A 13351-nucleotide genomic window follows, 5' to 3' on the forward strand; every position below is an offset into this window, starting at 1 on the left:
CGGGACTAACCGGCCTGCCAGCGCTGGTCGTCGGAGTTGCTCAGCGGCACGAACGAGAGCGTGGAGCCCGGCGCGTCGCCGTCGGGGGCGGCGGCCACGCCGAGGTCGATCTGCGGGCGGATGCGGCCGAGGCTGTCGACGAGGAAGAACAGGTTCCGGGCGTGCCTGCCGTCGGCGGACGAGCAGTCCCAGACGCCGAGGCCGCGGTCGGCGTCGCCGCGGGAGTCGAGGCAGTAGCCGGGGTCGCCGGCGTTGCGCAGCACGCCCTGGGACTCCACCCGCCACCGCTGGGCCGCGGAGCCGGGGTCGCAGCCGGCGAGGATGACGTCCGAGCCGTCGGAGAAGTCCTCGTCGCGCACGTCCAGGCACAGCCCGGAGTCGCTGTTCACGACCTGGGCGAAGCTGCTGCCGGGCGCCTTCGGCGTGGGCGTCGGGGTGTGCGCCGCCGGAATGCGGTACGTCGCGGCCCCGCTCGGCGTCCTCGACGGCGACGGCGCGGTGGTCCCGGTCGTGCCGGCGGTGGGCGAGCCGGTGACCGTGGCGGTCGCCGTGGCCGTGGCCGTCGCGGTCTGCGTCACGGTGACGGAGGCCGAAGGGAAGGCCGCCGGCGGCTGGACGGCCTGGCTTCCCGCGGGGGTGTCGTCGCCGGCGGCGTACACCAGCCCGGTGACGGCCGCGACTGCGGCGGAGGCCAGGACGAGCGTGATCAGCGGCGTCGGGTAGCGGGAGCGCAGCCGTACGAACCGGGCGAAGGGGCTCGGTCGCGGCTTGCGGCGGGAGACCGGCGCGGATGCGGCCGACCGCACGAAGCGGGTCAGCCAGGTGAGGGGGCCCGGCCGCGGCTTGCGGCGGGAGACCGGCGCGGGCGGGACCGGCGGGGCGGGAGGCGGCGCGGGCGCGGCGAGTGCCGCGAGATACGCGGGCCCCGCCCAGGCGATCAGGGCCGTGCCGAGCAGGGGCCGGGGCTCGCGCTCCAGCACGATCAGGAACTCCAGGGCCTTGGCGCAGTCGGCGCACCCGGCGAGGTGCCGCTCCAGGTCCTCGTTCCGCCGCGCGTCGTCGCGGTGGGCGGCGGCGTCCAGGATGCGGCCGAAGCCCCGGCACGCCGGGTCCTCACTGCGCTCCAGGTAGGTGCGCAGGTAGGACTCGCGGTAGGCGTCCAGGGCCCGGGCCCCGAGTTCGGCCAGCTCGGAGCGCCGCTCCCCGGTCCACAGCGCCGCGTCGGCCTGCGGCGTGCGCTCGACGACGGTGTGCCAGAGGATGCCCTGCGTGCTCTGGCGCAGCGCCGCGAAGGCGCCGAACAGGGCGGAGCCCTCGGCCAGTCGGTGCCGCGGGTGGACGGGCATACCCGGCAGTCCGGACGGGGCGGTCGTACCGGTGTCGCGGGCGCGGATCACGTCGATGAAGGCCGCGTAGTCCTCGTTCAGCCGGGTCCGCCGGCTGCCCGAGGCCCAGACCGCGCCCGCCTGGTGGACGAGCATGAGCAGCCGGTGCCGCCACGCGCCGCGCGGGTCGATTCCTCGGTGCACCTCCTGCCAGGCCAACGCGAAGGCTTGTGCGGCCAGTTGACCGGCAGACTCCTCGTCACGGGAGCACAGCCGGGCGTAGCGGACGACGGCGGGAAGGTGACGGCGGCGCAGTTCCTCGGTCGCCGGGTAGGCGGTCGGCGCGCCGGCCCGTACGCGCTCGGTGAGAGCGGCGTCGGACAACTCGTCATAGACGGGCGCCTTGTGCGGTTGGGACACGGATGACCACCCGGACGCATTGATGGGCCTGGAGGACGGGGGTGCCCATGGTGCGCCACAAGTTACTGCCGAGGAAAGTGTTTCCGGTGGTAACTACCCGCCGCGGGACGGGAGGACGGAAAATCTCGCACACACCGCTGCCGGGGCGTCACCCTGCGCTCGGGGCACCGCCCGGCAACCGGGCGGCGCACGCCGCGACGACGGCCGGCGCCACCTCGTCCATCGCGTCTCCCCAGCCCACGTTGGCGTTGACCTCGCACAGCACGAAGTCCCCGTCCGGCGCGAAGAGCAGGTCCACCCCGGCAACGGCCAGCCCGAGCACCCCGGCGGCGCGCACGGCCAGTGCCTCGGCCCGGGGGTGGCGCCCGGGACAGGGCGTCGCGGTGCCGCCCTGGGCGAGGTTGGATGTGAGACCGGAGCCGTCGCCGGTGCGGGTCTGGGCGGCCACGGCCCGCCCGTCGACGACCACCACGCGCAGGTCGCGGCCGTGCGAGTGGGAGACGTACTCCTGGAACAGGTACGGCGTCTCGTGGCGCAGGCTGCCCTGGACGCCCCGCAGCATCGCGGTGTCCGGGGCGAGGAAGACCCGCCGTCCCCGATGCCCGCGCACCGCTTTGACCACGCACGGCTCCGGCACCATTCCCGGGGCGTCGACCACCGCCTCCAGCGGGGCGTCCGCGTAGCTGAGCGTGTCCGGCACCGGCAGCCCGGCGAGGGCGAGTTGCTGGAGCTGCCACACCTTGTTGACGCAGGCCATGACGGAGTCGATGGGGTTGACCAGCACCGCTCCCATGGCCTCCAGGTGGCGCAGCAGTGTGATCTCGCGGTCGGCGCCCAGTCCCGGGGACATCATGCGGGCGAGGACGACCCGGGGAGCCGCGACCGGCCGGCCGTCGAGGCCGTGCAGCGTCAGCCGGCCCGTACGGACGCCGAGCAGCAGGTCGGCGGTGCGGACGACCGCACAGCGCGGGCCGAACTCCTCGGCGAAGGCGGCCCGCAGCCGCCTGACGACCGGGCTCTCCTCGACGCCGTAGCCGAGCAGCAGCCACACGTCCGCGGGGGATGCTCCGGTCACGGTGACAGCATCCCCGCGCCCGGGCCCTCCCCGCCGGGGGCGCGCCGTCCGCGGCGCGGGTCAGCCGATGACATGCGGCACGAAGCGTGCGTACCCGTCGGTGACCGGGCCCGCCGACTCCCGGATGCCGAGCCCGGCGGGCTCACCGTCCACCACCCAGGCACCCAGCACGACGTGGTTGCCGTCGAAGACGGGCAGCGGGGCGAGTTCCTGGTAGCAGCAGGGCTCGTCGTCCCGTACGGCCGCGGGCTCCCCGGCGCCGTGCACGGTGACGCCCGCCCCCTCGCGGCCCAGCAGCGGCTTGGCGACCCAGCCGGTGGTGGCGGCCAGCGCGCGCGGGCCGTCGAGATGGGCGGCGAGCAGGTTGGGGTGGCCGGGGTAGAGCTCCCACAGCACGGCCAGCAGCGCCTTGTTGGACAGCAGCATCTTCCAGGCGGGCTCGATCCAGCAGGTGCCGCCGGTGCCGCCGCCGTTGTCGAGGGTGTCCAGGACATGGCCGCCGAAGGGGTCGTCGGCCAGCCACTCCCAGGGGTAGAGCTTGAAGCAGCTGCGGATGAAGCCGAGGCGGTCGTCGACGAAGCGCCGCGACAGCCCGTCCCAGCCGATGGACTCCACCGACAGGGCGCGGGTCTCCAGTCCCGCCTGTTCGGCGGTCTCGCGCAGGTAGGCGACCGTCATCAGGTCCTCGCCGAGCTCGTCGCCCTCGGAGTGCGCGAAGTGCACGGGCCCGGGCGGCAGGAGCGGGGCCTGCCGCTTCCATGCCGCGACCAGCCGTTCGTGGAGGGAGTTCCACTGGTCGGCGCCGGGGAACCGGTCCTCCATCCAGAACCACTGGGCGCTGGCCGCCTCCACCAGGGAGGTGGGGGTGTCGGCGTTGTACTCCAAAAGCTTGGCCGGGCCTCCGGCGCCGTCGTGACGCAGGTCGAAGCGGCCGTAGAGGCTGGGCAGTTCGGTCCTGCGGTGCCAGGACTCGGCGATCCGGGCGGCCAGCCGGGGGTCGTGGATGCCGAGATCGGCGAAGCGGTCCCGCTCGACGATGTGCGCGGCCGCGGCCAGGCACATCGCGTGCAGTTCCGCGACGGTCCCCTCCAGTCCCTCGACCTCTGGCAGCGAGAACTCGTAGTAGGCGCTCTCGTCCCAGTAGGGACGCAGCGTCCCGTCCGGGTGCCGGGTCAGCGGGTAGACGACGCCCTGGTCCTCCACGATCCGCTGCCAGTCGGGGCGGGGTTCGGCGGTGCGGCGCCGCATCAGCCGCCGCCGGAACGGTGGCCCGAGCCGTGGCCGCCGAAGCCGCCGGTCTTCACGGACGACTCGTCGAAGCTGCCGCCCCGGGCCTTGCCGCCGTGGACGCCGCCGCCGTAGTAGTAGTGCCCGCTGCCGCCGCTCTCGCAACTCGACTTCGGCAGGGTCTTGTACGTGTCGGGGTCCACGCAGCGCTTGTCGGGCTCCGAGCCGCAGGCGACCAGGGCCGCGGCGAGCACACCCATGCCCCCGAGGATCACCGTGCCCGACCTGAACCGCCGCCGCTCCGTCGTCGTCATGCGCACAGGTTATGAAGATGTGCGGGGTGCCCGGTGACCGGGGTCGCGGTCCCGGGACGCGTCCCGGGACGTGTCACGGGTCGTGTCACGGCCGGAAACCCGGTCCTCCCGTGGTGTCCGGGCCCCGCCGCGTGTCACCCGCACGGTCGAAGCGGTGCCACCCTGAGCTGAACATATGAAGGAAGGGGCGGCCGCCCCTTGTGGACGGCCGCCCCTTCGCGGGAACCGGCTGTGGTGCGGTACCGCTTACTGAACGACGGTGATCCGGTTCGCCGCCGGGGCCGCCAGCGGCGCGGAGGCCGTGGAGTTGGCCGTCAGGTAGGCGTTCAGGGCCGCCAGGTCGTCGCCGCCGACGACCTGGTTGGTGCCGCCCGCGAGCTCACCGAAGCCGTCACCGCCGCCCGCGAGGAAGTTGTTCATCGCGACGCGGTAGGTGGCCGCGGGGTCGACCGGGACGCCGCCCAGCTTGACCGAGCCGGCCGCGATCCGGTCGGCGCCGGACTTGGTGAGGTCCAGCGTGTACGTGAGGCCGGCGGAGATCTGGAGGATCTTCGGCGCGGCGGCGTTGACCCCGCTCACCTGCTGCTGCAGCACGGTGATCAGCTGGGCGCCGGTGAGGTCCTTCAGGTTGACCGTGTTGCTGAACGGCTGCACGGCGAAGCCCTCGGCGTAGGTGACCACGCCGTCGCCCTCGGAGCCGGAGGCCTTGTGGACCAGGTCGGTGCGGATGCCGCCGGGGTTCATCAGGGCCAGGTCGGTGCCCGGGTCCAGGGTCTTGCCGTAGGCCAGCTGCGCGTCGGCGATGAGGTCGCCGAGCGGCGACTCGTTGCCGTTGCGGGTGATGTCCTGGGAGATCCAGCCGACGGTCCGGTTGGCGACCGGGGCGGCCAGCGTCTGCCAGTGGCTGACGAGCTGGGTCAGGTCCGCGGCCTTGTTCTGGCTGCGGTCCACGACGTGGTTGGAGCCGACGACGGAGGCGCGGACGATGTCGTCCGTGCGCTTGTCGAACTTCATGTTCAGCTCGGTGTAGAGCCGGCCGAAGGAGGCGGCGCTGGTGACCAGGCGGTCGTTGCCCTTGGGGTCGGGGATGGTGCACACGTACGCGTTGTGGGTGTGCCCCGTGATCAGCGCGTCGACGTCGGGCGAGGTGTTCTTGGCGATGTCGACGATCGGGCCGGACAGGCCCTTGCCGTCACCGCCCGCGTCGCAGTCGTAGTTGTAGGAGCCGGAGGCCGGGAAGCCGCCCTCGTGGACCAGGGCGACGATCGCGTTGACGCCCTTGGCCTTGAGCTCCTTGGAGTACTTGTTGATCGTCTCGACCTCGTCGAGGAACTTCAGGCCCTTGACGCCCTCGGCCGTGACGATGTTCGGCGTGCCCTCCAGGGTGACGCCGATGAAGCCGACCTTGATGCCCTTGATGTGTTCGATGGTGTACGGCGCGAGCAGCGGCTTGCCGGTCTTCTCGTTGACGACGTTCGCCGACAGGATCGGGTAGTCGGCGCCCTTGAACTTGCGGCCCTTCTCGTAGCAGCCGTCCGTCGGGTGGCAGCCGCCCTTCTGCAGGCGGATCAGTTCGTCCTTGCCCTCGTCGAACTCGTGGTTGCCCACGCCCGTGACGTCCAGGCCCAGCTTGTTCATCGCCTCGACGGTCGGCTCGTCGTGGAACAGGCCCGACAGCAGCGGGCTGGCGCCGACGATGTCACCGGCCGCGACGGTCACGGTGCGCTTGTGGCCCTCGCGGGCGCTGCGCAGGCTGGAGGCCAGGTACTCCACGCCGCCGGCGTCGATGGTCTTGGTGGTGCCGTCCGCCTGGAGTTCGGTGACACGGCCGGAGGATCCGGCCGGGGGCTCCAGGTTCCCGTGGAAGTCGTTGATGGCGAGCATCTGGAGGTCCACGGTGCGGTCGCGCTCCGCACTGTGCCGGGAGTCGTGGGCCTGGGCCGTCGGCATCGCGATAGCGAGCGCACCGAGCGCCGCCAGGCCCGTGGCCGCCGCTGCGGCCTTGCGGGTGGCGAAGCGCCGGGGATGGTTCGCAGACATGGGTGGGTCCCCTTAGACGTGAGCGACAGGTGGCGGGTTAGGAGGGAGAGGACCTGCCGCAGCCTAGGGTCAACGCGCGTAGTTGTCAGTGCCTTTGCGGTTACGGCGAGGTTGCCACTGTCCGGGACATGTCGAACGACCGGGCGACTTGGTCTCATATATCGAAATCATCTGTCTCACCATTCAATCGAGGAGCATCGTTGCGTCCACCACCGACCGAGGAGGTGCACGCCATGCGCCGCCGCTGGCTGATGCTGGCCCTGGGCACCGCGGCACAGACCGCCGCCTGCGCGTTCGTCTACGGAATCCCCTATCTTGCCGCCGTGTTGCGCGACTCAGGGCATCTGTCGCTTCCCCGGATCGGCCTGCTCATCGCCTGTCCCACGGTAGGCCTGGTCACCACCCTCGTCGCCTGGGGAGCCCTCGCCGACCGCCATGGCGAGCGCATCGTCATCGCCTCGGGACTGGGGGCCGCCGGCGCGCTGTTGGCGGTCACCGCCGCCGTGACGGCCGCCGGGGGCGGCCTCGTGGCGCTCGGGGCCCTGCTCGTCCTCGCCGGAGCGGCGGCCGCCTCGGTGTACTCCGCGAGCGGGCGCCTCGTCATGGGCTGGTTCACCGCGCGGGAGCGCGGCCTGGCCATGGGCATCCGGCAGACCTCCACGCCGCTCGGCATGGGCGTGGCCGCGCTGACCATGCCGCCCCTGGCCGCCGCGTACGGCATCGGCGGCGCCTTCGGCTTCCTGGCCGCGGTCTGCGCGCTCATCGCCGCGGCCGTCGCCGTCCTGGCCGCCGACCCGGCGCGCGAGGGCACCGGACCGGCGGCGGAACCGGCCGTCAACCCCTACCGCGGCTCGTCGGCGCTGTGGCGGATCCACGGCGCGGGCGCGCTGCTGGTCGTCCCGCAGTTCACGGCGGGCGCCTTCGCGCTCGTGCTGCTCGTCGACACCCGCGGCTGGTCCGCGGTGGACGCCGGCCGGCTGATCGCCGCCGCGCAGGTGCTGGGCGCGGCCTCCCGTATCGCCGCGGGCCGCTGGTCGGACCGGGCCGGCAGCCGGCTGCGACCGATGCGGCAACTGGCCGTGGTCACCGCGGCCGTGGTCGCCGCCGCAGCACTGACGGCGGCTTTCCCCTCCCCTCTCACCGCCGCCGCGCTGGTACTGTCCGTCGGCATCACCGCCAGCACCAACGGCCTGTCCTTCACCGCCACCGCGGAACGCGCCGGGCCCGCCTGGTCCGGCCGCGCCCTCGGCGTCCACAACACCGGCCAGAACCTCACCGCCGCCGTCGTCCCGCCGCTGAGCGCGGCCGTGATCTCCGCCACCGGCTACTGGCCCGCCCTGGCCGCCGCCGCGGTCGTTGCCTGCGGCGCCGCGATGGCCGTCCCGGTGGACTCCCCACGACGGCGAGCGGTCGTAAGCTCAGTTCCATGACCGACGCAGCAGCGCAGCAGACCGCGGTGGGCCCCCGCCGGATCGAGACGGTGAACGAGCTGACGCCGGAGACGGCCGACGCGGTACTGGCGCTGATCGAGGACGCCGCGGAGGCCGACGGCCAGGCAGCGGTGTCCGAGCAGGGCCGGATCCATCTGCGCGGCGGCGCCCGCGAGGGCGTCCGCCACCTGCTGGTCGACGCCGACGGCACCCTGGTCGGATACGCCCAGCTGGAGGACACCGACCCCGTCGAGGCCCCGGCTGCCGAGATGGTCATCCACCCCGACCACCGCATCCAGGGCCACGGCCGCGCCCTCGGGCACGCGCTGCTCGCCGCCTCGGGCAAGCGGCTGCGGGTGTGGGCGCACGGCGGCCACCCCGCCGCACGGCACCTGGCCGGACTGCTCGGCCTCGCCCTCTTCCGCGAGCTGCGCCAGATGCGCCGCCCCCTGGACGGCGTCGTGGAGGGAGCGGGCGGTCCGCCGCTGGCCGAGCCGGTGCTGCCGGAGGGCGTCACGGTGCGCCCCTTCGTCCCCGGCCGGGACGACGCGGCGTGGCTCGCGGTGAACGCCGCCGCCTTCGCCCACCACCCCGAGCAGGGCTCGCTCACCCAGCGCGACCTCGACGACCGCATGGCCGAGACCTGGTTCGACCCCGCCGGTTTCTTCCTGGCCTTCCACGGCGACCGTCTCGCCGGCTTCCACTGGACCAAGGTCCACGCCCAGCAGGGCCTGGGCGAGGTCTACGTGCTCGGCATCCACCCCGACGAGCAGGGCGGGGGCCTCGGCCGCGCCCTCACCCTGATCGGCCTCCGCCACCTCGCGCGCGACCGCGCGCTGCCCACCGCGATGCTCTACGTGGACGCGGACAACGCCCCCGCGGTCGCCGTCTACGAACGCCTCGGCTTCACCACCCACGAGGTCGACCTGATGTACCGCACCGAAAGCTGAACGAGCGGCGGCACAGCGGGCGAAGAGGCGGCCCCCGGGGCCGTGCCCACGGGAGCGGGAAGTGCTGGGAAGCAGACTCCCCACCGGGCGCCCCGGAGGGCTCCCGGGCGCCCTCCGGGGCGCCGACGCGGTCACGGCCGGTACGCGCGGCGCTTCCCTGACCGCCACCTGACCGTTACCGGTGATTCAGACTCGCTTGCAAGCATCACTGAATGCAGCCGCCTGCCGCACCCTGCCCGACCCTCCCCGACCTGCCGGTATACGCCGGGTCCGGGGACAATGGGGGCATGGCCGGCGGCCGGGTTCCGTGCGCCGCCGTCCACGTGAACGACGTGCCGGATCCGGAGGAGGGCTCGCATCCATGGCCTCGATGAAACACCCCACCAACGCGGGGACCGATCGGTCGGGTTCCGGAAGCGACGCCCACTCGGCCTCCGAGCCCGACGCGTCCCCCGCGTACGGCCGGCCGCACGTGGTGCCGCCACTGCACCCCGAGATCACCCGCATGGACGCCCGGCAGCGGACGTCCGACGAGGGCGGCACGGCCGCCGCGGTGGGGACCGTCCTGGAGAAGACCGCGCCGGAGGGCCCCGAGCTGCCCGCGGACCGCTTCCTGGACCGCGAGCAGAGCTGGCTGGCCTTCAACGAGCGGGTGCTGGAGCTCGCCGAGGACCCGACGACGCCGCTGCTGGAGCGCGCCAACTTCCTCGCGATCTTCGCGAGCAACCTTGACGAGTTCTTCATGGTGCGGGTCGCCGGACTGAAGCGCCGCATCACCACCGGCGTGGCCCAGCGCTCGGCTTCCGGCCTGTCGCCGAGCCGGGTGCTGGACAACATCCTCACCCGCTCCCGCGAGCTCATGGCCCGGCACGCCGCCTGCTTCCAGAACGAGGTGGCCCCCCAGCTGGCCGTGGAGGACATCCACATCATCCGGTGGAGCGACCTCACCGAGCAGGAGCAGGCCCGGCTGTTCACGCTGTTCCGCAACAAGATCTTCCCGGTGCTGATCCCGCTGGCCGTCGACCCGGCGCACCCGTTCCCGTACATCTCCGGCCTGTCCTTGAACCTGGCCGTCACCGTGCGGAACCCGGTCTCCGGCCACGACCACTTCGCCCGTGTGAAGGTCCCGCCGATCCTGTCCCGCTTCCTGGAAGCCGGCCCGCAGCGCTTCGTCCCGCTCGAGGACGTCATCGCCGCGCACCTGGAGGAGCTCTTCCCGGGCATGGAGGTGCTCGACCACCACATGTTCCGGGTGACCCGGAACGAGGACCTGGAGGTGGAGGAGGACGACACCGAGAACCTCCTCCAGGCCCTGGAGAAGGAACTGCTGCGCCGCCGCTTCGGCCCGCCGGTCCGCCTGGAGGTCGAGGAGTCGATCTCCGCCAAGGCGCTGGACACCCTGGTCCAGGAGCTGAACATCGCGGACGCGGAGGTCTACCCGCTACCCGGCCCGCTCGACCTGACCGGGCTGTTCGCCGTCGCGGGCCAGGACCGGCCGGAGCTGAAGTACCCCAAGTTCGTCGGCGGCACCCACCCGGACCTGGCCGAGGTCGAGTCCGCGCACGCCACCGACGTCTTCGCGGCGCTGCGCGAGCGCGACGTGCTGCTGCACCACCCGTACAACTCCTTCTCCACCTCCGTGCAGCGCTTCCTGGAGCAGGCCGCCCAGGACCCCGACGTGCTGGCCATCAAGCAGACGCTCTACCGCACCTCCGGCGACTCGCCGATCGTGGACGCCCTGATCGACGCCGCCGAAGCCGGCAAGCAGGTGCTCGTCCTCGTCGAGATCAAGGCGCGCTTCGACGAGCAGGCCAACATCAAGTGGGCCCGCAAGCTGGAGGAGGCAGGCTGCCATGTCGTCTACGGCCTGGTCGGGCTGAAGACGCACTGCAAGCTGTCGCTGGTGGTCCGCCAGGAGGGCGAGAACCTGCGGCGCTACAGCCACGTCGGCACCGGCAACTACCACCCCAAGACGGCACGGCTGTACGAGGACCTGGGGCTGCTCACCGCCGACCCGCAGGTCGGCGCCGACCTGTCCCACCTGTTCAACCGGCTGTCCGGCTACTCGCGCCGCGAGTCCTACAACCGGCTGCTGGTGGCACCGCGCAGCCTGCGCGACGGGCTGATAGAGCGCATCCTCGGAGAGATCGCCAAGCACCGCGAGGGCCGTCCGGCCTACATCCGCATCAAGGTCAACTCGATGGTCGACGAGGCGATCATGGACGCCCTCTACCAGGCCTCCATGGCGGGCGTGCCCGTCGACATCTGGGCGCGCGGCATCTGCGCGCTGCGCCCCGGCGTCCCGGGCCTGTCGGAGAACATCCGCGTACGCAGCGTGCTCGGCCGCTTCCTCGAGCACTCCCGGGTCTTCATCTTCGCCAACGGTGGTGACCCGCAAGTGTGGCTCGGCAGCGCCGACATGATGCACCGCAACCTCGACCGCCGGATCGAGGCGCTGGTACGGGTCTCCGACGCCGCGCACTGCGCCTCCCTGAACCGCCTGCTGGAGATCGGCACATCGGACGAGACCTCGTCCTGGTGGCTCGGCCCCGGCGGGGACTGGACCCGGCACAGCGCCGACGCCGAAGGGCGTCCGCTGCCCCATATCCAGGAGATGCTCATCGACGCGCGGAGGCGCCGGCGTGGCCCAGCGACACCCTGACACGGCGGCAGAGACGCCCGTCGGCCTCACCGCCGACGGGCTCCCCGGCCGTGACGCCGGCACCGTGCTCGAACAGTACTTGCGCGACCAAGCCACCGGCTTCCTGCGCGCTCTGACCGCGCGCGAGGGCGAGCCCGGCCGCCCGCAGGACGACAGCGCCGAGGCGGGCCGCCTGATGCGCCGCTCGGCACGCCGCATCGCAGGCGCGCTCCAGACGTACGGGTCGATGACCGACCCGGCGTGGGCGGAGCCGCTGCGGGCCGAACTCGGCTGGCTGTCCGGCACTCTGGGCCGCGAGCACCAGTACGCGGCGCGCCTGACCCGGCTGATCACCGCGCTCCAGCGACTCGCCTCCGCCGAGGAGGCCGCCGGAACGGGCGCGGCTTCACAGACCGACGACGATCTGGGCCTGTGGCTCCCGGCGCCCGGCGAGGGCCCTGCTGCGAACCGCACGGGTCCCGCGGCCGGGCCGGCGTCCGCCGACCGCAGGAACGGCACCGGCACCGCCGAAGCCGTCCGCGAGACCCCGGCACGCACCGCCGAGGGCGCCGAGGCCCCGGCCGGTACGGCCCGCGCCGCCACCGGCCGGCGCACCCCCGCACCCTCCCCGGCCGCCGCCGAACGCGGGACCGGCACGGGACCGCTGGCTGTCGGCGCCGCCCGGGCAGGCGCCCTGCTGGAGCGCCAGCTCACCCTGGCCCGGACCCGGGCGCACTCCGCGGCCCTTCAGGCGGTGGGTTCCTCCCGCTTCCACGCCGTGGTCGACGCGGTGGCGCTGCTCGCCTCCGAGGTGCCGCTGACCCCCGCGGCGCACCAACCCGCCGAGGCCGTGCTGCCGCTGCTGGCGGAGCAGGCACACGCCCGGCTGAACGAGGCCGCCGGGGACCTGGCGCTGGCCCGCGCCCGGCACCCGTACAACGCCGACGCGCTCTACGCCGCCTTGGCCACCGAGCTGGTGGCCGAACGCCAGGACGTGCCCTGGAACCGGGTCCGCGTCCTGCTGCGCCTGCGCCGCTACGCGCAGGAGGTCTTCCCGTACGACGGTGCCGACCCCACCGCCCGGCTCGCCGCGGCGGCCCGGGTCCTGGAGCAGCACCGTGAGGCCGCCGAGGCGGCGGCGGCCGTCACGGCCGCGGCGCGCACCCCGCGCATCGCCCCGGCCACGGCCTACGCTCTGGGCGTCCTCCACGCCGACCAGCGCCTGGAGGTGGAGGCGGCCCGCTACGCCTTCGCCCACCTGTGGAGCCGCTAGCGACGGCCCGCGGCCGGGCAGCACCGCAGCACGAAGGGAGCGCCGCCATCACCGCCACCGCCGACACCCCGATCCTGGCCGCGGGAGCGGTCCTGTGGCGCCGCTCCCCGATCGACGGCGGCCTCGAGATCGCGCTGGTGCACCGCCCCAAGTACGACGACTGGTCGCTGCCCAAGGGCAAGCTCAAGCGCGGCGAGACGGCGGTCGACGGCGCGCGCCGCGAGGTCAAGGAGGAGACGGGTCTCGACTGCGTGCTCGGGATGCCGCTACCGTCGTCGATGTACGTCGTCGCGGGACGCCCCAAAGTCGTCCGCTACTGGGCGGCCAAGGCCGGCCCTGGTGCCTTCGTCCCGAACCGCGAAGTGGACCGGCTGGTCTGGCTGCCGCCGGTCGCGGCCCGTCATCGCCTCAGCCATGAGCGTGATCGCCCGGTGGTCGACGCCTTCCTGAGGAACGCGGCCGAAGGACAATAGCGGGCCTGAAGTGTCTCCGGTCACAGGGGCGCACCGCACTGATATGCGAGGTTCACCTTGCGTTCACGTAGCCCCTTCGGCCGTGTCATCTGATCTGCCTAATTTCGGCCGTACCGGTGAGCGAACAGCTTCCGGGTGGATGCAGAAATCCATACCTCTGCTTCGCCGTCCACCGGCGGGCTT

General features: G+C 73.2%; 10 protein-coding genes. 5 read left to right on the forward strand and 5 right to left on the reverse strand.

The window, feature by feature from the left end; translation table 11 throughout:
- Positions 1–5: 5 nt before the first annotated feature.
- The 5 genes from RV983_RS17135 to RV983_RS17155 all read right to left on the reverse strand — a co-directional run bounded on the left by RV983_RS17135 (position 6) and on the right by RV983_RS17155 (position 6401).
- Positions 6–1745, reverse strand: a complete 1740-nt coding sequence (locus tag RV983_RS17135; protein ID WP_475986649.1) for an RICIN domain-containing protein — start codon at positions 1743–1745, stop codon at positions 6–8.
- A gap of 148 nt (positions 1746–1893) precedes the next feature.
- Positions 1894–2820 (reverse strand): RimK family alpha-L-glutamate ligase, encoded by a 927-nt coding sequence (locus RV983_RS17140; protein ID WP_475986650.1) that lies wholly within the window; start codon positions 2818–2820, stop codon positions 1894–1896.
- Between the two features lie 60 nt (positions 2821–2880).
- A complete protein-coding gene (locus RV983_RS17145) occupies positions 2881–4068 on the reverse strand; it encodes a glutathionylspermidine synthase family protein (RefSeq protein WP_475986651.1) in 1188 nt (395 codons plus the stop codon).
- On the reverse strand, positions 4068–4361 hold the full coding sequence (locus RV983_RS17150; RefSeq protein ID WP_475986652.1) for a hypothetical protein: 294 nt from the start codon (positions 4359–4361) through the stop codon (positions 4068–4070). The genes RV983_RS17145 and RV983_RS17150 overlap by 1 nt, the downstream gene beginning before the upstream one ends.
- 246 nt (positions 4362–4607) lie before the next feature.
- Positions 4608–6401 carry a bifunctional metallophosphatase/5'-nucleotidase gene (locus tag RV983_RS17155; protein ID WP_475986653.1) on the reverse strand — a complete coding sequence of 598 codons (1794 nt, stop codon included), beginning with the start codon at positions 6399–6401 and terminating at the stop codon, positions 4608–4610.
- Positions 6402–6601: 200 nt separating this feature from the next.
- On the opposite strand from RV983_RS17155, the gene RV983_RS17160 reads away from it, so the two are divergent.
- The 5 genes from RV983_RS17160 (at position 6602) to RV983_RS17180 (ending at position 13168) form a co-directional block, all read left to right on the forward strand.
- Positions 6602–7831 (forward strand): MFS transporter, encoded by a 1230-nt coding sequence (locus RV983_RS17160; protein ID WP_475986654.1) that lies wholly within the window; start codon positions 6602–6604, stop codon positions 7829–7831.
- Positions 7828–8781 (forward strand): mycothiol synthase, encoded by a 954-nt coding sequence (gene mshD, locus RV983_RS17165; RefSeq protein WP_475986655.1) that lies wholly within the window; start codon positions 7828–7830, stop codon positions 8779–8781. Before RV983_RS17160 ends, mshD begins: the two co-directional genes overlap by 4 nt.
- 370 nt (positions 8782–9151) lie before the next feature.
- Positions 9152–11443 carry an RNA degradosome polyphosphate kinase gene (locus RV983_RS17170; RefSeq protein WP_475990354.1) on the forward strand — a complete coding sequence of 764 codons (2292 nt, stop codon included), beginning with the start codon at positions 9152–9154 and terminating at the stop codon, positions 11441–11443.
- Positions 11424–12695 (forward strand): CHAD domain-containing protein, encoded by a 1272-nt coding sequence (locus RV983_RS17175; protein ID WP_475986656.1) that lies wholly within the window; start codon positions 11424–11426, stop codon positions 12693–12695. The genes RV983_RS17170 and RV983_RS17175 overlap by 20 nt, the downstream gene beginning before the upstream one ends.
- Before the next feature lie 47 nt (positions 12696–12742).
- Positions 12743–13168 (forward strand): NUDIX hydrolase, encoded by a 426-nt coding sequence (locus RV983_RS17180; RefSeq protein ID WP_475990355.1) that lies wholly within the window; start codon positions 12743–12745, stop codon positions 13166–13168.
- Positions 13169–13351 lie beyond the last annotated feature (183 nt).

It is taken from the genome of Streptomyces sp. RLA123 (assembly GCF_056270165.1).

What these genes read in the sequence shown, in the direction of transcription:
- RV983_RS17155 (WP_475986653.1), bottom strand. Translation starts at nt 6,401, where the DNA reads ATGTCTGCGAACCATCCCCGGCGCTTCGCCACCCGCAAGGCCGCAGCG.
- RV983_RS17150 (WP_475986652.1), bottom strand. Translation starts at nt 4,361, where the DNA reads ATGACGACGACGGAGCGGCGGCGGTTCAGGTCGGGCACGGTGATCCTC.
- RV983_RS17170 (WP_475990354.1), top strand. Translation starts at nt 9,152, where the DNA reads ATGAAACACCCCACCAACGCGGGGACCGATCGGTCGGGTTCCGGAAGC.
- RV983_RS17145 (WP_475986651.1), bottom strand. Translation starts at nt 4,068, where the DNA reads ATGCGGCGCCGCACCGCCGAACCCCGCCCCGACTGGCAGCGGATCGTG.
- mshD (WP_475986655.1), top strand. Translation starts at nt 7,828, where the DNA reads ATGACCGACGCAGCAGCGCAGCAGACCGCGGTGGGCCCCCGCCGGATC.